We start from the raw sequence: 22643 nt of genomic DNA, 5'->3' as shown, positions 1-22643 counted from the left end.
ATTTTCTATTTTAATTTTCTGCTTTTTACTAGATGTATTAGTGGTCTGGGCATGACCTTAAGATTCTTTCAATTGTTGGGCTTCTACGAAGTCTGCCAATGTTGAGTATTGGGTATACAGGGTTTTATATTTTTCTACATTTTCGGGTTTGGGGTAGTATTCTTTTTGAAATCCGCTTCCCATGGCATCTTGGGCGTCCATGATGGAATCGTAGAGACCGGCGACCACTGCTGCTGCCATGGCGGCGCCTAGAGCACAGGTTTGTTCTGATTTAATGATCCTGATCGGAAAATTTAGGACATCCGCTAAGATTTGCATCACGAATTCCGATTTTTGGGCAACCCCGCCAATGGCAATAACACCGTCTATGCGGACACCTTCTTCCTGGAATTGTTCAATTATTTTTTTGGAGCCAAAGGCAGTGGCCTCTACCAATGCCCTAAATATATTGGGAGCAGTCGTCCCCAATGTAAGACCTTGAAGTGCTCCTTTGAGATTCTGATTTGAATTTGGGGTTCTTCTACCGTTCATCCAGTCCAATGCGATTATTCCAGACTCCTCGATCTCTATTTTACTTGCGGCCATAGAAAGCTCGGAAAGAATTCCCTCTTCCATTTCTTCCAATAGTGCCGCTTTGGTAGCTTCGTCCAATAACTTACTATCAGCAACAATTTTGTTGGCTGGCCACATCAAAATATCCCTATACCAAGCATAGAGATCACCGAAAGCGGATTGGCCCGCTTCTAGGCCGATCATGTTGGGAAGGATCGAACCATCGACCTGTCCACATATTCCGTGAATTGCCTTATTGCCAATTTCAGACTTGGGAGCTACGATCATATCACAGGTCGAAGTGCCAATAACTTTCACCATATGATAAGGTTTTATGGCACCGCCAATGGCCCCTATATGGGCATCAAAGGAACCTACGCCAATCACTACATCCTTTGGTAGGCCTAACAATTGGGACCATTCTTCAGAAATGGTTCCAGCAATTTGATCGGAAGTACAAGTATCTGTGTAAAGTCTGTCTCTTAATCCTGATAATAAGGGGTCTAATTGTGTCCAAAATTCGTCTGCAGGTAGTCCATTCCAGTCATTATGCCACATGGCCTTATGTCCGGCCGCACATCTACTCCTTTTTATAGTGCGTAGATCGGTATTTCCTGTGAGTAGGGATGGAATCCAGTCACAATGCTCCATCCAGGAGTGGGCCGCTTCACGCACTTTGCTATCTACGCGCAGGGTATGTAGGATCTTGGCCCAGAACCATTCTGAGGAATACTCCCCACCGCTGTATTTGGTATAGTCAATGCTGCTTTGGTTGTGAGCCAATGCGTTTATCTCCTCAGCTTCCCCTATGGCAGTATGATCTTTCCATAAGATAAACATGGCATGGGGATTTTCTTCAAAACCAGGGAGTAGTGCCAGGGGCACCCCTTCTCTATTGACGGCTATGGGTGTTGAACCGGTAGTGGCTACAGAAATTGCAGCAATGCCGTTTATAATTTCTGATGTAAGTGTATCGATTACTTCCTTGATAGCGTGTTTTAAGCTCTCAATATGATCCAATGGGTGTTGTCTAAATTGATTGGCTGAAGGATTACAGTACATCCCCTTGGCCCATCTTTCGTATTTGGCAATGGCGTTACCAACAATATGGCCATTACTGGAATCGATAACTATGGTCCTTACGGAATCTGTTCCAAAATCAATTCCTATGGTATATTTCCGATTCTTCATAAGCTGGTTAGAATAATGGTTAAAATAAATTTAAACGTTTAAGCAAGCAATTTAAAAAAATAAGTTCATTTTGCATCAATTATATTATTTTTTTAACAATTGAGGGTGTTTGCTACTAATACTGCATTTTTGTTCCTGTAAAACTATATTATCCAAACCATCATATAAAAATTGACTGGAAAAATGTTGAGTTTGACGAATTATTAAAAAACAATCCTTTAAGTATCGAGTTTTTTTATCAAATAAATTTTACTTTTGCAGCCGCGGTTTGAAATAATGAACTGCAAATGGCCTCATAGTTCAACGGATAGAATAGAAGTTTCCTAAACTTTAGATCCAAGTTCGATTCTTGGTGAGGTCACGAACCAAAGGTGCGCAGCACCAAAAAGCGATAGCTTTCGGCTCGAAGCCTGTGCTGAGCGTAGCCGAAGTGATTCTTGGTGAGGTCACGAATGGAAGACTCCAGTGGTGTCGAACGGTTGGATTTCAATTATTGAAAAGAGGATTGTCCTGAGTGGAATTCTAGGAATCCCACTTCTTCTAGCGTGGTAGTACTACATTATAAGTATTGCGAGTTAGACTCGCCCATTGTACTTGCAACGGGTTTAGAATTACTTAAATTTACTGCTTATGGAAAAGAACAAAATCAAAACTGTATTTGTACCAGGAGCAATAAGCCCAGAGTTTATAGCCAATTCCATTGCAAAACACCAGTCGAAAACTACCATTGGTGCCCACGATATCTTTTTAGGCCAGGTTAGGGCAGATATTATTGATGGGCAGGAAGTCACAGCCATAGAATATTCCGCCTACGAGGAAATGGCCAATCAGAAATTTCACGAAATCAGGGAAGCTACTTTTGCCAAGTTCAACTTAAGCTGCATGCACATTTATCACAGTATGGGTAGGGTAAATGTGGGGGAGATATGTTTGTTTGTTTTCGTATCCTCGGCACATAGAAAGGAAGTTTTTGATGCCTTGCACCACGTTGTTGAGGAGATTAAGAATCAGGTTCCAATTTTTGGCAAGGAGCTTTTTAAGGATGACTCCTATAAATGGAAAGTAAATAAATAGATATGGTAGATATTACCCATAAAAAATCCACTTTACGTACGGCGATTGCCCAGGCTATAGTACAGGTAAGTTCTGAAGATACCATAGCTGCCATAAAAAATAAAACGGTGCCCAAAGGTGATGTATTTGCCATGAGCAAAGCGGCCGGTTTATTGGGGGTGAAAAAGACAGCAGATCTTTTGCCGGACTGCCATCCCTTGCCTATAGAATACACCGATATTTCTTATGCTATTGATGGCCTGCAGATTACTATTTTAGTTACGGTAAAGACCATCTATAAAACTGGTGTAGAGGTAGAGGCCATGCACGGGGCCAGCATAGTGGCGCTTAATATGTACGATATGTTAAAGCCCATTGATAAAGGTATCGAAATACGGAATATTAAATTATTGAAAAAAACGGGAGGGAAGTCCGATATAGGTACCGGCCAATAACCTATTTATTAAATAATTTAACAGCTTATTAAGAAAATCTGTGCATATCTTTGTGGTATGAAAAAAACAAGGTACTTGCTTTTTTTTAAGTTTCTAGTTCTTATACTTTTCTTAGGTATAGGCCAAACTTCTTTGGCCAGCCCTGATCAGGTCTTGGACTCCAAGGTTGAGGTGACCGGGGAAATTCAAGTGGACCATCATTTGAATTATAATGGACAGTCTTCTTCCCATGACATGGTCATGGCGGAAGGTAATTACCAAATACCTCCTGTAAATGAGCTAAGACCCAATTTTAATTCAATATATCCCAGCAGTATAATTGGCCTTGTTCAGGCCAGTGGAAAAGCACTTTTAATCCTAAATAGGGGTGTCCATATTACTCCAAGTTTGGACGGACTTACCATGATCTACCCCTTTCATACCTTTTTGTAAATTATTTTATTAGTTAACATGCTATTCCAAAATAACCAATTTTGGAAGTTTTTCCGTACCCAACATTAGCTTTGGTTTGCGGGAAGTAATTAATAAGTGCAATAATTTAAAAATAAATATAATGAATATATCAATGTGGTTAGTATCCGGTTTATTGGTACTCTGTACCGTTTTACCTTTTGTGATACTTAACAAATCCGGAAAAGGGGATTTAAAAATAATGTCCAATGAAATCAAAAAATTAATGAATGAATCCAAGCTGAAATTTAATTTGAAGGAAAGTTGGGGCAATTCTTTTATTGGTCTTGATGCAGACAATAAGACGCTTGTCTTCGCTAAAGTATTTGATGGTGTAGTGGCACTGGAGAATATAGATCTTAATGATGTGCTGAATGTAAAGCTTGTTAAGAAGACCCATGTAGCAAAAACCAAGAATAAGAAGGAGACTGTCCTGGAAAGAATGGATTTGGAAATTAAGTTTTTAGATGAATCCCGGGAGCATAAAATCCTTAATTTTTATGACATAGAGAGTATCTATATCGAGGATTATGAACTGAGACGTGCCGAAAAATGGAATGCAGCCATTAATGGAGCGGTAGCAACATCTTTAAATAGAGCTAAAGTGGCATAACAATTATAAAATGGAGAAAGAATAGCCTAGGTGCTGGTGAATTAATTTTCTCCAGAGGCCTAGGCTATTTATATTTATCGAAATATCTATGATAATAGATTACAGACTGTTATTTAGCAACCCTTTTGGTCCATATTTCGTTTAAAGGATCTCCCTTACTACTTTTGCCAGTATGGTACCAATCGTTACCGTTCAATTCATAATTAAAGGACAAAGTTGCCCCAACACGGGAATTGTCCCTTGAAAAGTACATGATATTTTCTGTGTATTTTCCATTGATCGTATCATAGGTGCCACCTCCAGTGCCAAAAAACTCGAAGGTTTCGGTATTGTAAGCAATCCATTGAAAATGCCCGTTCAATAAATATTTCATGGTCTTTCGTGGTCGCGAAGTATCCCTTCTTTCTTCTCCTTGGTCCGTTACCCTCCCAGTGATAAGCCACTTTCCATCAAGATCCTGAGAGCCATGGCCAGTGGGGGTGAAGATCATTTGCTTAGGTTTCTCCAGAATAAGTGTGCCATTTTTTAACTTAAACGGTATTTTTAAGTTGGAAATTTTATCTTTTTTATAATCGGAATTAAATTCTAATTGCACCATTAGGTTGTTGTCTGTGATGGTATAGAATCCTCCCAGCGTTTTTATGAACTCTGCAGGAGATTGTCGGTAAATGGTATGTACAAAATAATCGGAGTCCAATTTCAACTCGTGGTGAAGTGTTCCATCACTACTTTTTTCCTCAAAATGATAAACGTTTGCCGGTATTTGGGCCTCAATTTTGCCAGAAAAAAACAGCAATAGAACAAGACCTGCAAAAACACTGAATTTTTTAAGCTTCATGGGTACTTGGTTTTTATTTAAAAATAGTCAAGAAAAGGTTAAAAATCAACACATTAAATTTAATTTTTAGTTAATTTTTTACAATTGATTAAATTCATTTTTAACTTCAACGTAAAATTTTTTAAAACGCTTGTTTTTTCATTTTTTTTGTTTTCATTTGTCACGTCAATTTAGCTTTAAATTTTGTTTGCCTAATAGCAACTTGTTGAGTACAATGAACCGTAATTATAATTTTGGGATTCTGGAAACAGAAAGATTCAGACCACTGAAATTTAAAGGTGTAGGTAACCAAAATTTACTTGGTATTCCAAATTTTTCTTCTATCGTGAGCAGTCAGCACGACTATTATTTTATACCGACGACCGAAAAGCAGATAATTGTTTAAAGATTTAGTTATAATTACGCATATTATTTGCAATTGGCGCTGCTATTTACTTATTTACAATTCATATATTTATTTTAATGAACACGAAGTATATTAATCTTATAGATCAAACCTATTATTTTCCACAAGAGGAATTTTCATTGGACGGTGAATATTTAAAGTTTCATGGGATTCCCTTAATGGATTTGGTAGAGGAATATGGAAGTCCTTTGAAATTTACCTATTTGCCAAAAATTTCCGAAAATATAAACAGGGCAAAGGAGTGGTTTAAAATAGCCATGGAAAAGAATAATTACAAAGGGAAATACCATTATTGTTATTGTACCAAAAGTTCTCATTTTAAACCTGTATTGAACGAGGCCTTAAAAAATGACATTCATATTGAAACTTCTTCGGCCTTTGATATTAATATTGTTGAGAAGTTAAAGGAGAAGGGCAAGATAAAGGACAATACCTTTATAATTTGTAACGGATTTAAAAGGGATCAATATATTACCAATATAGCCAATCTTATAAACGGAGGACATCAAAATTGTATTCCGATTATTGATAATTATGAGGAAATAGATCTGTTGTCCGATGCCATCAACGATACTTTTAAGGTGGGGATCAGGATTGCTTCTGAAGAAGAGCCAAAGTTCGAATTTTACACCTCGCGCTTGGGAATTGGATACAAAAATATTGTACCTTTTTATGAGAATCAAATTAAGGACAATGATAAGGTAGAGTTAAAAATGCTACACTTTTTCATTAATACCGGTATACGTGACAATGCCTATTATTGGAACGAATTGGTAAAGTGTTTAAAGGTGTACGTTAGGCTTAAAAAGATATGTCCATCGCTGGACAGTCTTAATATTGGTGGTGGTTTCCCGATAAAGAATTCTTTGGCTTTTGATTACGATTATCAGTACATGATAGATGAGATCATTAACCAAATAAACATTGCCTGTCAGGAAGCGGATGTTGCAGTTCCAAATATTTTTACCGAATTTGGAAGTTTTACGGTAGGTGAGAGCGGTGGAGCCATATATGAAATACTATATCAAAAGCAGCAGAACGACCGTGAAAAGTGGAATATGATCGACTCATCGTTTATAACCACATTACCGGATACTTGGGCCATTAACAAACGTTTTATAATGTTGGCGATAAATCGCTGGCAAGATGAATACGAACGGGTTTTGTTGGGTGGACTAACCTGTGATAGTGATGATTATTACAACAGTGAGCAAAACATGAATGCAATTTATTTGCCCAAGTACAGAAAGGATAAGCCCTTGTACATCGGGTTCTTCAATACAGGTGCCTATCAGGAGACTATTGGGGGTTATGGAGGATTGCAACATTGTTTGATACCGCATCCAAAACATATTTTAATAGATAAGGACGAAAACGGAAATATAACAACCAAATTATTTAGTGAACAACAAAAGGCAGAAGATTTGCTTAGAATTTTAGGATATGAAATGAAAACCAATGCTAGTGCTAAAGTTGGTAAGAGCGTTGATAAGGAAATTAAATCTGACCTTTAAAAATCAATAAACTTTAAACAAATGAACACAACTAACAATTACGCTGGCATACCAGACGAGTTTGCGCAATTGGAAAAGGCTAAGGTAGTATTAATCCCTGTGCCTTATGACGGAACCAGTACTTGGGGAAAAGGAGCGGACAAAGGTCCCGAGGCTTTTTTAAAGGCATCGGAAAATATGGAATTGTATGATATTGAAACCGATACAGAGGTCTATCAACAAGGAGTATATTTGGCCAATTCCGTGGATGAGGATAGCTCTCCCGAGGCCATGGTGAATGCTGTGCATAAGGTTACCAAAGAATATATTAAACGGAATAAGTTTGTTACCATTTTTGGAGGTGAACATTCCATTTCTATTGGTACCATCAGAGCCTTTAATGAGTGTTTTGACAATCTTACAGTGTTGCATATAGATGCGCATGCAGATTTAAGGAAGTCATATGATGGCACTAAATTCAATCATGCTTGTGCTGTTCACGAGGCAAGTCAGACTACCAATCTTCTTCAAGTGGGTATTCGAAGTATGGATGCCATTGAAAAAACCTTTATGGATGAAGAAAAAACTTTCTTTGCACATGATATGGTGAATGATGAGTATTGGACCGATAAGGTCATAGATCTTATGACGGACAATGTCTTTATAACTTTTGACCTGGATGCCTTGGATCCGTCCATAATGCCATCCACAGGGACACCGGAACCAGGTGGCTTGTTTTACTATGAGACCCTGGAGTTCCTAAAACAGGTATTTACAGATAAAAATGTTGTTGGCTTTGATATCGTTGAGCTTTGTCCTAATAAGTCGGATAAATCTTCAGATTTCCTAGCGGCCAAATTATATTACAAAATGTTAAGCTATAAATTTATGGGTGAGGCCGTAGAGGACGAATACGACAACACTTATGACATTGATTCCAAGGTAGGAGGCAATAATAATTCAAAATTCGACGATGACGAAGACTAAAGGAGAAATTTCCAATTTTATTGAGAAGTATTATTTACATTTTAATGCGGCCGCCTTGGTGGATGCCGCTAAGGGATATGAAGATCAACTAAAGCAAGGCTCCAAAATGTTGGTCTCTTTGGCAGGTGCCATGAGTACCGCCGAATTGGGAAAAATATTTGCTGAGGTTATCCGTCAGGATAAAGTGCATATCATATCTTGTACAGGTGCAAATTTGGAAGAGGATATTATGAACTTGGTAGCCCATTCACATTATAAGCGCGTACCCAATTATAGAGACCTTACACCGCAAGATGAGTGGGATTTGTTGGAAAAAGGTTTAAATAGGGTAACGGACACCTGTATTCCGGAGCATGAGGCATTCCGAAGGCTTCAAAAGCATATTTTTGAAATTTGGAAAAAAGCGGAAGACGCCGGAGAAAGGTATTTACCTCATGAGTTTATGTACAAGCTCTTGCTTTCAGGAGTTTTGGAGGAATATTATGAGATAGATCTTAAGGATTCCTGGATGTATGCGGCTGCGGAGAAAAATTTACCTATTGTATGCCCAGGTTGGGAAGATAGTACCATGGGAAATATATTTGCTTCCTATGTGGTAAAAGGAGAGTTAAAGGCCAGTACCATGAAGTCTGGCATTGAATATATGACCTTCTTGGCAGATTGGTATACCGACAATTCTGAAAAAGGGATTGGATTTTTTCAGATAGGAGGAGGAATCGCGGGCGATTTCCCAATTTGTGTCGTGCCTATGTTATACCAGGATCTTGAAAGGACAGATACACCGTTTTGGAGTTATTTTTGCCAAATAAGTGATTCTACCACAAGTTATGGTTCTTACTCTGGTGCAGTGCCGAACGAGAAAATAACTTGGGGTAAACTGGATATAAATACCCCTAAATTTATCATTGAAAGTGATGCAACCATTGTTGCGCCCTTAATTTTTGCGTACCTATTAGACATGTAGTATATGGACAATTTAAAAAGAGTTATTGTTGATTTTAAAAAACTTACGCCAGAAGTTTTAAAACTTTTGGTAGAGAAGTATCCTGATGGGTACGACGACCTTAATATCATCTCCTTTAAGAATGCACAAGGGGAACGTATAGAGGCCGTTGAGGTAACTACAGAGGATACCAAGTATCTGGTCAAAATAAGTGCCAAGTTGGAAAAAACCATGGCCAATTATGACGAGGATGATTACGAGGATTTTGACGATGATGATCCAGATGCTATTCCAGATGTGGACATGGAAGGAGTAGAGGGAGATGATGACGATGACTAACCGCGATGTTTGAGGTTGTTGCAGTTCATATAGCATCTTCCATTAATATTAGGCAATGTAAATCACAGTTGCCATTGGAAATAGTGTTTTCGGACAGTGATGAGCTCTATTTGAAAAATGGCGAAAAAAAATTCGTTTACATTTTTCAATACGGTCTAGTATCCTTTTTTAATCATTCTGAAGAGGAAAAAGATAAGATACTGGACGCCCTATCCAAGATTACCAAGGAATACAATATTCCCCAACTTACAGAAACTATTCAAGTAGAAATAATCGAAGGCCGCCAACAGGTGGCCTTCGATAAAGTAATCTTGCCCAGTTTTGATTCGGAGTTTATTAGATTGGTAATGTTGAACACCTCCCAATCCGTTGCCCTTGATAGGTATTCCGAAATTACACAGCAGTTGTTGGAAGAAACCAATGGGCATACCCAATATTTGGAAAATAAAGGAAAGCTGAATATTTCTGGAGTTAGGCTCAAGCGGTTCATAGGAAAGGTTATGAACATTAAAAATCAAATATCCGAAAACCTTTATATTTTTGATGAGCCCGATAGTACCTGGGAAAACGAACAATTGGACAAGCTGAACATGGAACTTAAACGGACGTTTGATTTAAAAATCAGGTATAGGAATATTTACGAGCGAATAGGAATCATAAAGGAAAATTTGGAGTTGTTTAAGGATATCTGGGACCATAGGGAAAGCAGTAAATTGGAATGGGTAATTATTATCCTGATTTTGGTCGAGGTTTTAGATCTGTTTGTGTTTAGGTTATGGAGGTAATTTTTAATTGTTCTTTTTACTACCTTAGATAAACAATCAACACTAAATTAAAGCCTTATGAAAAATGCGCCCTTCCATATGTCACTGCCCTGCTTAAGTATAAGCAAAACAGAAGACTTTTACGTAGACGTCATCGGAGCCGAATTGGGAAGGCACTCTTCCCGATGGTTGGATATTAATTTGTTTGGAAACCAGATTACCTTTACTAAAGCGGGTAATTTTAATTTTACTTTTAAGACCTACAAGTTTGAAGATACGGTGTTGCCTTCTTTTCACTTTGGTCTTATCGTGGATGAATCTACTTGGAATAAATTACATGCCAAGTTGAGCAAATCCGAATATGAACTAACAACCGAGGTCGTATTCTTAAAGGATATGATAGGTGAGCATAAGTCCTTTTTTATCCAAGATCCCAACGGACATATGTTAGAATTTAAATGTTTCAAAAAGCAAAAAGAGATGTTTTTATCTTAATGGTCCTATCCGTTTCAAGATGACCATTATAAATTTAATAAATTAATAATCCCTTAATCTTGATTACAAGGGGTTAAGTGCTTTATTTTGCACTTATTTAAAAATAAAATCTATATAAAACAGATGAAGTATAAGAACCTGGATATTATTGGCAGTGAAGAATGGTGTGTATTTGAAGATTTAGAGATTCCAGCTATCAAGGCTAGGGTAGATTCCGGGGCAAAAACATCTTCCATACAGGCAAATAATATTAAGGTATATACCAAAGGGGCGCATGAATGGGTGAAGTTTGAGGTAAATCCGTTGCAGGACAACAGGGGTATTAATATAGAATGCCGTGCAAGACTGGTAGACCGTAGGACGGTAAAGAGTTCTTCCGGGATATCCGAAGAACGTTATGTGATAAAGACCCCAGTGCGCGTTGGAGATCTTACCTTTGATATAGAACTTACCTTGGCCAATAGGGATACTATGGAATATCGTATGCTTTTGGGCCGTGAGGCCTTAAATGAAAGATTTGTGGTTAATCCTGCGGTAAGCTTTAACGTAAAGGAGTTCACGGTAAAAGAAATCAATGAGAAATACGCTTCCCATTTTAAAGAAAAAACGGGACTAAAAATAGCCTTGTTGGCCAGCAACCCATTGCTGTACAGTAACAAGAGAATAATGGAGGCTGGCGAGGCCTTGGGACACGATATGGTGTTTTTAAATGTAGAACACGCCTATATGAAATTGGATGCTAATTCGCCCGAAATCAGATATAGGGGAGGAAACATATTAAATGAGTTCGATGCAATTATTCCACGAATTAAGCCTGCGGTTACTTTTTACGGTTGTGCCCTGATCAGGCAGTTCGACAACCTAGGGGTGTATTGTCTAAATTCGGCCGAATCAATAACCCAGTCCAGGGATAAATTATTTGCATCACAGCTTTTTTCCAAAAATGATATACATATTCCTATAACGGGGTTTGCCAAGTCTCCTATGGATACCAAAGATCTGATAAGGATGGTCAATGGTGCACCATTGATTATAAAATTATTGGAGAGTACTCAAGGCAAGGGTGTGGTTTTGGCTGAAACCAATAAGGCCGCTGAAAGTGTTATTAATGCCTTTAAGAGTGTGCAAACCAATATTTTGGTGCAGGAGTTCATCAAAGAGGCCAACGGTCAGGATATACGTTGTTTTGTTGTGAATGGAAAAGTAGTGGCATCTATGCAGCGACAAGCCGAAAAAGGGGAATTCCGTGCAAACCTACATCAAGGAGGCAAGGCATCTGTTATAAAGATTACCTCCGAAGAAAGGAAATTGGCCGTAAAGGCTGCCAAAGTTCTCAATCTGGCCGTGGCAGGTGTGGATATCATCCGTTCCAATAAAGGACCTTTGCTTTTAGAGGTAAATTCTTCCCCTGGATTGGAGGGAATTGAGAACGCCACCGGTAAGGATATTGCCAATATCATGATCAGGGCTATTGAAAGTAAAATAAAATTTAGTGTGTAATCTCTAATTTTAATCTATGAAAGCAGTCCTTCAGGAAGGCAGAGCATAGTAATAATTAATTCCTTGGGTCAAGGTATTCATTAGATTGGGACTTTCTTCAAATTTATCATTGGGAACAACCTTGTGATTTCCTTAGCTTGCCATATGACGAAAGTACAGCTTGGCTCTATTTGATGATAAGCCAAATGGTTAAGATTGATTTTGCATTAAAAACTAGTTAAATAAAATCCATTTTTGGATAGCTTTTATTAAAATTTGTACCTTCGACCTATGGGAAAAGTATTGTTTTACAGCATGGTATTCATGTTGATGGGTGCCTGTAAACAAGGGGCAACCGTAGAAGCCACGAAAGAAAAGGAAGAGGAATTTTTCAGTGTGGATTCACTTCCAAAACCAAATGAAATAAATGCACAGGCCTTGGCGGATTTAAAGGAATGGCAAGAGTTCAATTCTATGGAAACTACATTTGAATCGCTTTATCGGGTTGCCAATAGGGAAGATTTGGTATTGGTTATAGAGGATTTGATCGAAAAACAAAAAACATTGGAAGCTTCTGCCTATCCGGAAACTTTTGATAAGGCCCAGATTAAAAGTAGGCAGAAGGTTTTTAAGACCTTTATTCTTAAAACAAAGGGAAACCTGGAGTACAGGGTAGATGTAAAAGAGTCTACTGTCCAAATGATCAACGCATATAATGCATTTAGAAATCAGTTCAACGTAATTGTCAACAGCAAGTTGGACACCATTCTCATTCTAAGTGAGTAGATTCTTCATATTAATATCGATTTTTATTTTCTCCTCACAGCTGAGATGTCAGGAGGTAACAGATGAAATGCTAATACAGAACACACTGGATAACTGGCACAGGGCGGCCGGAACTGCTGATTTTGAATCATATTTTAATTTAATGACCTCCGACGCCGTTTTTATTGGTACGGATGCTTCGGAGAATTGGCAGATCGATGAGTTTAAGGCTTACGCAAAGCCCCATTTTGATAAAGGCAGGGCGTGGGACTTTACTCCCTTGGACCGAAAAGTGTATATTAATGAAAAGACCGATATGGCCTGGTTTGATGAGTTGCTGAATACCCAAATGAAACTATGTCGTGGATCTGGGGTGCTAAGGAAGATATCTGGAAAATGGAAAATAGCCCACTATGTGTTGTCTATCGTCATCCCCAATGAAAATGTCTCCGAGGTAATTCAGTTAAAACAGGAAAAGGACGAAATGATTATTGAAAATTTGAGGAAGCACTAGGGCCTGTTTAAGGGAAGAGCCGTTAAGCTTTCTTAATTATTCAATTGAGTCTTTTATCATTTTTAAACAAAAAAACCACTGCTAAACAGTGGTTTTTTGTTGTTTTCCTTTATTGGGAGCCATAAGGTTGCGCCCATTAATATTTGGATTATTGCTTAGTTGCTTTAGGATCCTTATTTTCTTGTTTATCCTTTCTAGACTGTAGGGCTTGCCTACTTAGACTTGCCAAATTAAAATTGGGGTCTATTTTTAAGGCTTCATCAATAGTGGCCAAGGCACCATCTATATTGGTTTGGTCTTTATTGAATTCTACCAGGGCTTTTAAATGGATAAAGGCCGCTTTTAGGGCAACTTCGTAAGGTTGCTGTCTTTCATAGAATGCGTATTTCATATCATCTTTAGCATTCGCAATACCATATTCAATATTGGCAGCTGCACCTTCATTGTCGCCGGTCTGAATTTTAAGATCTGCCAATTCATAGGCTAAATAAGGGTTCGGACCTCTTTTGTATAAAATTTCAAATTGTTCCAGCGCCCTCTTGGGTTGGTTCAATGCCTTCAAGGAAATAGCTTTTACCTGTACCGCCAAATCGGAGTCTGATTCATTCTTGTCGATCCCGATAGTATTTAGGGCCTGTAAATGTTGATTGTCGGTGGTGTATATGTACGCCAAAGTGTCGTTGCGCTCTTTGCTGGGGGCAAGTATGTTTAAGTGCGTTATAGCGTTGATTACACCATCTATATCACCCTGTATTCTCATTTGGTCATAAAAGGCCTCATAATGTTTAAGCAAGTCACTTTTCGTCTGTGCATTGGCTGTAAATCCTGCTATTAGAAGTAGGATTAAAACTATTTTCTTCATTGTTCTATTTTTTGGTGTGCCAAAACTAGTAAATTATTTCTATCCTATTGTTAAGGAAAGCCTTAAACCTTTGATAAGCAACAAAAAAGGATGCCGACGGGCATCCTTTTTATTATGGTTGATTGGGGTCTTTTTTAAACGACTGTTAGCTTAGTATTCCTATTTTCATAGGACTTAATGAGTTTGGCATAAAATGCTATGCTCCCATTGTCTTTGTCCAAGCTAGAACTTAAAAATTCTTTTAAATTCTTAAAAAGTAAATTAGCCCTTAGAGTTGGTAGGGAAGAATTCACTTTTTTTGGGTCGTAACAGCTGTCATCCATTACAATATCCAAAATAACCCTCTTTCTATGATAGTCTATGGATACATCGGCGGCATTGTAATATTTTTTCAATATTGCAACGTGCAGGTTTTGAAATTTTTGGGACATTTTGCTTTTGGAACAGCTTTTGGAAATTAGATTTTCAATTTCGTAAAGTACTCTTCTTTTTAGACCTGAATTTTCCATAATAATTGAATTTATTCGTTTACTTAAAGGTACATACTTATCGATAAACGGCTAACAATCAGGGTTGTAATTTAACTTAAAGTGGTCGTGTTTGTTGTGAAAGTGCAAAAAAGTGTGGTGAATTAACTTACAATTGAGGTGTTAAATTGGTAGGTTTTAACATTTAAATACCTACTTTCAATAGTTTTATTTCCTATTTTATTCAAATTTCGCGTGTAAATAGGTGGTAAAAGCCCTCTTTTTATGGCTTCCGAGGTGTAATACTCTTCTTTCTTAGGATGGTGGGGAAACACTCCATTAAGTATTCGATTCTTGTAGTCCCCATTTATGACGGTTTTGATAATGCCGATACAATCGTTCAAATGAATTAGGTTTATTGGGTCATCCCCATTCCCAAGGTCAGTTTTTCCACTAAGAAATTTCACTGGATGTCTTTTAGGACCAATTAGTCCTCCAAAACGGATAACGGTGGTATCTAGTTGCCCGTCCTTTAGAAAAATATTTTCCGAAGCCAAAAGTTGCTTTCCGGACTCAGTGTTTGGAAGGGCAGGGGAGTCTTCAGTAATGATGCCGTTAATATTGCCATATACAGAGGTGCTGCTTATAAAAATAATTCTTTTTAAGGGTGAGTTTTTTATTTCACTATGTAAATGAAACATCTTTTCCGCAAAACTTTCTTTTGGAGCAGATCGTAAATTTGGAGGAACATTTATAATCAACAGATCCAGTTCGCTCAAAAATTTCTTAATGTTGCCTTCAATTCCAATCTTATTTAGAACAATAAGATATGGGATAATATTGTGCTTTTCCAAGATGGCTATTTTGGAATCCGAAGAGGTAGTTCCATAAATGGTATGTTTATCCTCCAATAGGGAAATGGCCAAGGGCAAACCCAACCATCCACACCCTAGAATGCCGATTCTCTTGCTCAAAATGTAATCTTTTTGGTAATCAATATGGCATCGTTTAAAACAAACGGCATAGGTATGTTGTCCTCTGGTCTTGGTGGCACTGTAAACAGTGGATTGTTCAAAAGATCGTTTGAGGCCTCATATAAGGTCAATTCCAATTCGCTATCCTTTGGAATTGTAATTTGTAATTCGGTATAATCGTTATTACTAACGTAGTGGGTAACCAATTTGGAGCTTTTCTTATTTTTTAGGTAGTATGCGGACAGTTCTATGTTATTTATTTTGGCCTCAAGTATTTCAACTTCATTGGTGAATATTTCCAGACGATTGATGTTTCGTTGGGGCGTAATACATATTTCCAATTTGCGGCTGTTACCTATAATGGTATCTTTAGTGGTTTCAATTTTAGGGACAGCAATGTTTTTTAGGGGTGCTGTCGATCTATAACTAAACCTAGTTGCATACTTGCTACTTAGAGATTCATCCTCTGAACTTATAGGTTTTTCGTTATTCTTATCTATGTACTGTGAAGTCCAACCAGACAATACTTTGTCATAGGTAGCCCATTCGGCAGTTTCTTTATCTGCATCGAGCAAATAAACCAGACTGGTGGGTTTGGCATTTTCATTGCTAAAGTCCGAATCAAGATGTGCGGACAGAAAAAAACCGAAGCAAAGTACTAGAAACAAAAAGGCCAAGCCGTTTTTGTTTTTCATCGAACCAAAAACTGGGAGCAATAAGAAAAAAGTTAAGGATGTTAAAAGGGTAGAGGTGATCATCATTTTAAGACCAAGACCTACAGGGAACATTTTAATCAAAGGGGCATATATCCAAATTGCCGGTAAAGCCAAAAATAGCAAGAGAAAGGGGCTGGGCCATTTTTGATGGGTTGTTATCAGTAGCGATGCCAACAATGCAAAAACGGGAACGATAAAAAAACTGGCTCCTTTTAAATACACGGCAACAAGCGTGCAAATTATTAACCAGAGAAATAAAGGGGCTACTATTAAATTTTGGGTCTTAGTAGTGTCAAATTTATGATAGGCCCAAAAACCAACGGCCACCGAAAAAAGGACAAAAGCAATAATATAGGAATAACCGTTATAGGTAAACCCATGAAGAATATCCTGGTATTGTGGGTAGATATTGGTTAGTGCTGACCACCCAAAATAGCCTACAAGGCCATTTATGACCAGAACTAAAAGCAGGGGCATAAAACCTCTTCCTATTTCCTTAATTTCCAAGGAGCCGTTCCTGAGACCTAAAATCATTAAGACTAAGAATGATATTATGGCAAGCGCCAACATAGGAAAGATCCAATCAAAAGGATAGGATACCAATCTAAAGAAAGGTATGTTGAAATAAATAGAATCGTTTAGGCTTTTTAAGTCGGTAAGATTGGAATTGCTAAAGTGCTTTAGTAATGGCATTAGGTAACTGCCCTGGTGGGCTAGGGTATTACGATCCAATCTCTCATAATTATCGCGCACGGTATGGTAGTCATAATGGTCGTCTATAAAGGCAAAGTTCAGCCCTTCTATATCCATATCCTCCCGGAACACGGTAAGATCGGTATCATTGGGCAACATTTTATATATACTATAGACCAAAGAATTGGCCGCAGGATATTTGGGATTGGCCTTTGTGAATTCTTCAATGACCTTGGCATTTCCCCTATTGGTTTCCAATAACATATAAGAGGGTCCTCCACTGCCCCTGGCTTCAAAATTCAAAACCAGTCCTACCTCCTTTACCCAAGGGTGTTTGTTCACAAAGAGATCGGCCCCGTTTAATCCTAATTCCTCGGCATCGGAAATTAGAATAATAATATCATTTTTTGGAACTTGGTTTTGTTTTAGGAAAGTGCTTACACCTTCCAAGATGGTAGCTACTCCACTGGCAGCATCACTGGCACCCAAGGAAGAATGGGGACTGCTGTCATAATGGGAGAGTAACAAAAGTGCTTTTCCCTTTTCTGTCCCTTTCATTCTGGCCAAAATATTGGTGGTGCTACTATAATTGCCCCAATCCCCAGCGGTATATCCTTTTTGGGTCGTTGTTTCCAAGCCAAGCTTGTTCAGTTCCGAAATTACATAATCCCTTACCTCTGCATGAGCCGGAAATCCAACTCCATGCGGTTTTTCAGACATGTTTTTTACATGAACCAGTGCCCTATCCGTTGAAAATGAAATATCATCAATGGTCGCATCTGGATCGTAGCTTGGCATTGAGGTCTCAAAGCTCAAATAAATGGCAAGTAAAAGAATAAGTAGGGAGACGGCAGAAGAATATTGCTTCATAGTAAGTTGTAAAAACTTAAAATTAAGAAATTATATGTGGATTACCTTAAGGAGTTGATGGTAACCTTTAATCTAGATAATTTTGGGCCATATCATATTGAGTTATGTGTAATAAATTTAGGAAATACTTATCATTTCAACTGATTAAATCTTAATTAGTTGCGTAATCTTTTAAAAAATACTATCTTTCAAATTAACCTAAAAATAAACGGTATGGGAATAAAAAGCTTTCAGGGAGTACGAAAGGTCGTAAAAAAGGAATTTGACGCTCCCATTTTAGTAGAGGACTACATGACTAAAAAATTAATCACCTTTAGTCCCGATCAATCCATATTAACGGTTATGGAGCATTTGGCAAAATACCATATTTCTGGGGGTCCTGTTTTGGACAATAACGGATTTTTGGTTGGTATTATCTCCGAAGCGGATTGTATGAAACAAATTTCGGAAAGCCGTTATTTTAATCAGCCAATATTGGACAAGAGTGTAGAGCGATTCATGACGAAGGATGTAGAGACTATTCCTTATGATATGTCTATTTTTGACGCGGCTGGGATTTTTGACAAGCACAAAAGAAGAAGATTGCCGGTAATGAAAAACGGGATTTTGGTAGGTCAAATTAGCCGTAAGGATATTGTGATAGCCGCCTTAAAATTAAGCGGACATAACTGGAAATAAAAAGCTACATTATTTTCCCACTTTCACTGCTAGGTAGCAGAGTAATAATTCTAAGAATTTTCAAATCCACAAAACTATATATCCTTCCCCTCGGGGGAGGTATTGATGTGGATATGCCTGTTATTTAATGGCATGGTCCTATTCCCTCTTCACGATCATATAATAATCATTGTCCAACGGGAGATATCCTAAATCATAAACAAAATAGTAGGTGGTTCCCTTTTTGGTAGTGTATAAATTGGTGATGTATTCAAAATCGAATCCCTTGTCCATTAAGCGGGTCTTGGTAGTCTTGGTTTTTCCTTCTGTTAAGGGGTAACTGTCCAAGATTCTATAATTTTTGCGCAAGCGGTTGTTTATATTCCGTACCAGATTTTTACTGTCCTTATTCAGTTTGTTGTTGTAGGCGTTTCTGCAATAATCCGAGCAGAATTTTTTGTCCACCCTGCCTAATATTTTATCTCCACATTCCAAGCATTTTTTTTCCATTGTTAAGTCATTTATTTTGTTCAATAAGTTCCAGTCTTTTTACTATGGAACCCATGCTTAATATGGTACCGGGGGAAAGTACGGCATTGGCTCCTATTTTGGAATTGTCCCCTACCAGTGCCCCAAACTTGTTGGTTCCGGTATTTGTTCTTTTACCAAGTGCGCTGACCCAAATGGTCTTTTCCGTTCTTTCATTATAGTGATTGGCAATAAGTGACCCTGCCTCAAAATTTACATGCCTTCCAATAATACTATCCCCTATAAAGTTGAAGTGGGCGAGAGTGGTCTTACTGCAAATTATACTTGATTTTATTTCACTGCCTGGGCCTATCCGTACCCCTTCAGCCAGAAACACCCCTCCTCGGAGGTAGGCATGACTTGCGACAAAACTGTTTTCTGAAATAATCATTGGCCCTTTTAGAATAACCCCTTTTTCAATAATGGCCGTTTTGTGGATAGCGATATCCCCTTCAAGAGAGTAATCATCTGGATCGAGTCCTGAAATAATGCCGATTAATATTGAAGAAATGGATTGGGTTGCGCCCCAAGGAGAAAGGCCCTTAAGGTCAGGGAAAGTATTGTAGAAATTTTCTATATAATCATTTATGGGAATCATTTTTGATAAAGTTCTATTGGTAAATCGTCTGGGTCAAATATAAAAGTGAACTGTTTTTCGGTTAACCCACCAACCCTGATAGGTTCTGTTTTAATTCCCTTTCCGACCATATGATCAATGCTTTTTTTCAAATCGTCCACCTCAAAAGCCAAATGTCGTAGGCCGGTTGCTTCAGGCCTAGTTGTTCTAGATGGGGGTTTTGGAAAGGAAAATAGTTCAATGATGTACTCGCCATTCAATGCCAAATCCAATTTGTAGGAGTTGCGTTCCTCCCTAAATACCTCTTGGATGGGTTGTAGACCCAAATCTTCCACATAAAATTTTTTGGATTTATTATAGTCTGAGCAAATGATGGCAATATGGTGTATTTTGTTTAAAGTCATTTTATGTAGTTGGAAAGTGTTTTAGGACCAATAAGGTACAAATTATCCGTTTACAAACGCATAATCCAAAAAGGCAAATAAGTTATTCTATATGGATTTTATACTTCGTCAATAAGCCCAAAACCCCTTCTTTGGAAAATCTGGCTTTGTGGATGCTGTTTTTCTCAGGATCTAGGGTATAGTTGATTGCAGTACTGAAATCGGTTTTTTCCAGGTTGGAATTTTCAAAGATTGCATTTTCAAGGTCACAGGATTCAAATTTGGCTTCTGTTAGTTGGGTTTTTGAAAAATCCACGGAAATCATTTTGCAATTTTGGAAAATGGTGTTCTTGAGTTTTAATTTATAAAAGGAGGATAGGTTTAAGGTACAGTTATAGAAGTTAAAGGATAGCATAAAATCGTTGCAATGGTCAAAGCGGATGCCCAATAATTTACACCCTTTAAATTCTGTTTCTTTAAAGGTGGTATTTTTTAGGTTAACATTACTTAGGTCACAATCTGTAAAAACACATTCCATAAAGACGATGTTGGATATATCCGATTTTGAAAAGGAACAAGTGTCAAACTCGCAATTCTCATATTCTCCTTTTGGCAAAGGTTTTGGGGCAAAGTTGATTCCTTTATAGGATTGATCTGTAATAAATGGATTTTTCATTCAATGGGTAATTTTATATTTCATACTAGGTTGAAATGGCCGAATGAAGCATATCTTTAATAATGGAACAGGGTGCATTTTGTTCGTGAACCCTGCATTAAAATTATGAAAAATAAGAAGAAGATAGCAAGAGCAGCAATAAGGCTATGAGAGCTGGTAAGGCCTGAACCACGAATATTTTTTTGCTCGCAGACCAAGCGCCATAAATGCCGGCAATGGCCACACAGCTTAAAAAGAAAATTGCGATGTTGGTGCTCCAAGTTGGGTCTGTAATAAAAAAAGTCCATATTAGGCCTGCTGCAAGAAAACCATTGTAGAGTCCCTGGTTTGCTGCCAGTCCTTTTGTGGGTGTAAACATATCTTCAGGTAGTGCTTTTTTAAAAGTCTTTTTGCCCAAGGTTTCCCAAGCGAACATCTCCATATATAAAATATAAAGGTGTTCAAGGGCTATTAGGGCTATAAGGATTTTTAATAGGATATCCATGTTTCAGTCTTGATTAGTGGGAATAAGATATGGTTAAATGTAAGGATATTATTGAATTGTTCATCAATTTCTTGTGCGAATACGGGACATGCAGAATTGATAAATCAGGCACATATAGTCAATTACAAACGACTACAAACGATAACAAACGAAATTAAATACTTTTCAACCGAATAACATTTGGGTCGGGTACTAAGTTTGTTGCATCAAAAATCATTAACTGTTTAACCATTCCCGAAGAGGATTCGGGATTTAAAAATTATGTATTATGAACGCACTAAGAAACAGAGTACAGTTGATTGGAAACTTGGGTAACGATCCAGAAATCATTAATCTAGACGGTGGTGGCAAATTGGCGAAATTCGCCATTGCTACCAATGAAACTTACAAAAATGCCAAAGGGGAAAAGGTAACCGATACCCAATGGCACAATGTTGTGGCTTGGGGAAAGACAGCGGAAATCGTAGAAAACTATCTCAACAAGGGAAAGGAAGTTGCCGTCGAAGGAAAATTGACCACTCGGTCTTATGAAACCAAGGAAGGAGAAAAAAGGTACATCACTGAAATCAGATGTAATGAACTCCTGATGTTGGGGAAATAGGTTTTTCTTCACAGCCTGGGAAGAATTTACCGGGTATAGCGCAGTAATAGGAAGTAATCTGTTAGGTCCGTTTAAGGGGCTATTGGGTTACTTCTTTTGTTTTTTGGGGGAATGGCCTTGACACCACTTTTTTCGCTGTTAAGTAATATAAAGTCACTAATTAATAATCGTTATTTCGATCGACCGGAGGAAGGAGAAATCACACAAGTAACTGGATTGAATTACTAGGTTAGGGGTGTGTTTTTGGGAGGTTAAACCAAAGCCGAATCTCTTGCCCCCTCCCGAAGACCTGGCCTGTCAATCCCTTCCGTCTCCTCCGCAGCTAGCGGAGGATCCACCTTCCCTTATCCAAGGGAAGGAGCCCTTGCTATCGTCATTGCTTGTCTATTTTTGGTTTTAGCCTATTCCGTCATCGGTACCGGAAGGGAGAAATTCCACAAACTGCTCAATGATTAATTAAATTTATAAGGATATAAACTTTCTGTTTCTGCTTAATAGCTTGCAATAAAGACATTGTTGGCACTAACCAAACTCCCCTCTTGAGAGGGGTTAGGGGTGTGTTTTTGGGAGGTTAAACCAAAGCCGAATCTCTTGCCCCCTCCCGAAGACCTGGCCTGTCAATCCCTTCCGTCTCCTCCGCTGCTAGCGGAGGATCCACCTTCCCTTATACTTCGGCTCCGCTCAGTACAGGTCCAAGGGAAGGAGCCCTTGCTATCGTCATTGCTTGTCTATTTTTGGTTTTAGCCTATTCCGTCATCGGTACCGGAAGGGAGAAATTCCACAAACTGCTCAATGATTAATTAAATTTATAAGGATAT

Annotated in this window: 26 protein-coding genes and 1 tRNA gene; 16 read left to right on the top strand and 11 right to left on the bottom strand. The window is 38.1% G+C overall.

Translation table 11 applies throughout. The annotated features are described in order from the left end of the window. Positions 1-57: 57 nt before the first annotated feature. Positions 58-1743: a ribulokinase gene (locus tag H4O18_RS04680; RefSeq protein ID WP_187581954.1), complete on the bottom strand. Its 1686-nt coding sequence runs from the start codon at positions 1741-1743 to the stop codon at positions 58-60. A 289-nt stretch (positions 1744-2032) separates the two neighbouring features. On the opposite strand from H4O18_RS04680, the gene H4O18_RS04675 reads away from it, so the two are divergent. From H4O18_RS04675 to H4O18_RS04655, 5 genes are all read left to right on the top strand, one after another. Beyond that, positions 2033-2104: transfer RNA gene (locus H4O18_RS04675), tRNA-Arg, on the top strand. Between the two features lie 269 nt (positions 2105-2373). After that, entirely contained in the window at positions 2374-2817 is a 444-nt protein-coding gene (locus H4O18_RS04670) for a molybdenum cofactor biosynthesis protein MoaE (protein ID WP_187581953.1), read from the top strand. Positions 2818-2819: 2 nt separating this feature from the next. Continuing rightward, complete coding sequence (moaC, locus tag H4O18_RS04665; protein WP_187581952.1) at positions 2820-3251, top strand: cyclic pyranopterin monophosphate synthase MoaC; 432 nt, start codon at positions 2820-2822, stop codon at positions 3249-3251. A 57-nt stretch (positions 3252-3308) separates the two neighbouring features. Next, positions 3309-3683, top strand: coding sequence for a hypothetical protein (locus H4O18_RS04660; RefSeq protein ID WP_187581951.1), 375 nt, complete (start codon positions 3309-3311; stop codon positions 3681-3683). Positions 3684-3804: 121 nt separating this feature from the next. Next, positions 3805-4314 carry a hypothetical protein gene (locus H4O18_RS04655; protein WP_187581950.1) on the top strand — a complete coding sequence of 170 codons (510 nt, stop codon included), beginning with the start codon at positions 3805-3807 and terminating at the stop codon, positions 4312-4314. 109 nt (positions 4315-4423) lie between these two features. On the opposite strand, the gene H4O18_RS04650 is transcribed toward H4O18_RS04655, so the two are convergent. Then, on the bottom strand, positions 4424-5152 hold the full coding sequence (locus H4O18_RS04650) for a hypothetical protein (RefSeq protein WP_187581949.1): 729 nt from the start codon (positions 5150-5152) through the stop codon (positions 4424-4426). Positions 5153-5614: 462 nt separating this feature from the next. Here H4O18_RS04650 and H4O18_RS04645 point away from each other — a divergent pair, with 462 nt between their 5' ends. From H4O18_RS04645 to H4O18_RS04605, 9 genes are all read left to right on the top strand, one after another. After that, positions 5615-7072: an arginine decarboxylase gene (locus tag H4O18_RS04645; protein WP_187581948.1), complete on the top strand. Its 1458-nt coding sequence runs from the start codon at positions 5615-5617 to the stop codon at positions 7070-7072. Between the two features lie 21 nt (positions 7073-7093). After that, positions 7094-8038, top strand: a complete 945-nt coding sequence (speB, locus tag H4O18_RS04640; protein WP_187581947.1) for an agmatinase — start codon at positions 7094-7096, stop codon at positions 8036-8038. Next, the gene (locus H4O18_RS04635; RefSeq protein WP_187581946.1) at positions 8025-9002 is read left to right on the top strand and encodes a deoxyhypusine synthase family protein; all 978 of its coding nucleotides are present in this window, start codon (positions 8025-8027) and stop codon (positions 9000-9002) included. Before speB ends, H4O18_RS04635 begins: the two co-directional genes overlap by 14 nt. Positions 9003-9005: 3 nt before the next feature. Beyond that, the gene (locus H4O18_RS04630) at positions 9006-9320 is read left to right on the top strand and encodes a hypothetical protein (RefSeq protein ID WP_187581945.1); all 315 of its coding nucleotides are present in this window, start codon (positions 9006-9008) and stop codon (positions 9318-9320) included. Between the two features lie 5 nt (positions 9321-9325). Then, positions 9326-10105 (top strand): RMD1 family protein, encoded by a 780-nt coding sequence (locus H4O18_RS04625; RefSeq protein ID WP_187581944.1) that lies wholly within the window; start codon positions 9326-9328, stop codon positions 10103-10105. 57 nt (positions 10106-10162) lie between these two features. After that, positions 10163-10579 (top strand): VOC family protein, encoded by a 417-nt coding sequence (locus H4O18_RS04620; protein ID WP_187581943.1) that lies wholly within the window; start codon positions 10163-10165, stop codon positions 10577-10579. 123 nt (positions 10580-10702) lie between these two features. Beyond that, positions 10703-12079 carry a 30S ribosomal protein S6--L-glutamate ligase gene (gene rimK / locus H4O18_RS04615; RefSeq protein ID WP_187581942.1) on the top strand — a complete coding sequence of 459 codons (1377 nt, stop codon included), beginning with the start codon at positions 10703-10705 and terminating at the stop codon, positions 12077-12079. 270 nt (positions 12080-12349) lie between these two features. Continuing rightward, entirely contained in the window at positions 12350-12844 is a 495-nt protein-coding gene (locus tag H4O18_RS04610; protein WP_187581941.1) for a hypothetical protein, read from the top strand. Next, positions 12837-13337, top strand: a complete 501-nt coding sequence (locus H4O18_RS04605) for a nuclear transport factor 2 family protein (protein ID WP_343065412.1) — start codon at positions 12837-12839, stop codon at positions 13335-13337. The genes H4O18_RS04610 and H4O18_RS04605 overlap by 8 nt, the downstream gene beginning before the upstream one ends. Positions 13338-13485: 148 nt before the next feature. Here the strand turns inward: H4O18_RS04605 and H4O18_RS04600 are convergent, their stop codons facing one another. The 4 genes from H4O18_RS04600 to H4O18_RS04585 all read right to left on the bottom strand — a co-directional run bounded on the left by H4O18_RS04600 (position 13486) and on the right by H4O18_RS04585 (position 17919). Continuing rightward, positions 13486-14199, bottom strand: a complete 714-nt coding sequence (locus H4O18_RS04600; protein WP_187581940.1) for a hypothetical protein — start codon at positions 14197-14199, stop codon at positions 13486-13488. 134 nt (positions 14200-14333) lie between these two features. Beyond that, entirely contained in the window at positions 14334-14708 is a 375-nt protein-coding gene (locus tag H4O18_RS04595; protein WP_187581939.1) for a hypothetical protein, read from the bottom strand. A gap of 122 nt (positions 14709-14830) precedes the next feature. Then, positions 14831-15640, bottom strand: coding sequence for a Rossmann-fold NAD(P)-binding domain-containing protein (locus H4O18_RS04590; RefSeq protein ID WP_187581938.1), 810 nt, complete (start codon positions 15638-15640; stop codon positions 14831-14833). Further along, positions 15637-17919 (bottom strand): M28 family peptidase, encoded by a 2283-nt coding sequence (locus tag H4O18_RS04585; RefSeq protein ID WP_187581937.1) that lies wholly within the window; start codon positions 17917-17919, stop codon positions 15637-15639. Before H4O18_RS04585 ends, H4O18_RS04590 begins: the two co-directional genes overlap by 4 nt. Positions 17920-18132: 213 nt before the next feature. Between H4O18_RS04585 and H4O18_RS04580 the strand changes: the two genes are divergently transcribed. Next, positions 18133-18597, top strand: coding sequence for a CBS domain-containing protein (locus H4O18_RS04580; RefSeq protein ID WP_187581936.1), 465 nt, complete (start codon positions 18133-18135; stop codon positions 18595-18597). 138 nt (positions 18598-18735) lie between these two features. On the opposite strand, the gene H4O18_RS04575 is transcribed toward H4O18_RS04580, so the two are convergent. The 5 genes from H4O18_RS04575 to H4O18_RS04555 all read right to left on the bottom strand — a co-directional run bounded on the left by H4O18_RS04575 (position 18736) and on the right by H4O18_RS04555 (position 21224). Continuing rightward, positions 18736-19086, bottom strand: a complete 351-nt coding sequence (locus H4O18_RS04575; protein ID WP_187581935.1) for a hypothetical protein — start codon at positions 19084-19086, stop codon at positions 18736-18738. A gap of 7 nt (positions 19087-19093) precedes the next feature. Further along, the gene (locus tag H4O18_RS04570) at positions 19094-19702 is read right to left on the bottom strand and encodes an LbetaH domain-containing protein (protein WP_187581934.1); all 609 of its coding nucleotides are present in this window, start codon (positions 19700-19702) and stop codon (positions 19094-19096) included. After that, complete coding sequence (gene gloA2, locus H4O18_RS04565) at positions 19699-20085, bottom strand: SMU1112c/YaeR family gloxylase I-like metalloprotein (protein WP_187581933.1); 387 nt, start codon at positions 20083-20085, stop codon at positions 19699-19701. The genes H4O18_RS04570 and gloA2 overlap by 4 nt, the downstream gene beginning before the upstream one ends. A gap of 82 nt (positions 20086-20167) precedes the next feature. Continuing rightward, complete coding sequence (locus tag H4O18_RS04560; RefSeq protein WP_187581932.1) at positions 20168-20740, bottom strand: pentapeptide repeat-containing protein; 573 nt, start codon at positions 20738-20740, stop codon at positions 20168-20170. Between the two features lie 103 nt (positions 20741-20843). After that, on the bottom strand, positions 20844-21224 hold the full coding sequence (locus H4O18_RS04555; protein ID WP_187581931.1) for a DUF1304 domain-containing protein: 381 nt from the start codon (positions 21222-21224) through the stop codon (positions 20844-20846). Positions 21225-21492: 268 nt separating this feature from the next. Between H4O18_RS04555 and H4O18_RS04550 the strand changes: the two genes are divergently transcribed. Further along, the gene (locus tag H4O18_RS04550; RefSeq protein ID WP_031442041.1) at positions 21493-21825 is read left to right on the top strand and encodes a single-stranded DNA-binding protein; all 333 of its coding nucleotides are present in this window, start codon (positions 21493-21495) and stop codon (positions 21823-21825) included. The last annotated feature ends 818 nt before the right edge of the window (positions 21826-22643 follow it).

It is taken from the genome of Arenibacter arenosicollis (genome assembly GCF_014397245.1).
GTDB classification, from domain to species: domain Bacteria; phylum Bacteroidota; class Bacteroidia; order Flavobacteriales; family Flavobacteriaceae; genus Arenibacter; species Arenibacter arenosicollis.
This window is presented reverse-complemented; position numbering and strand designations above follow the sequence as displayed.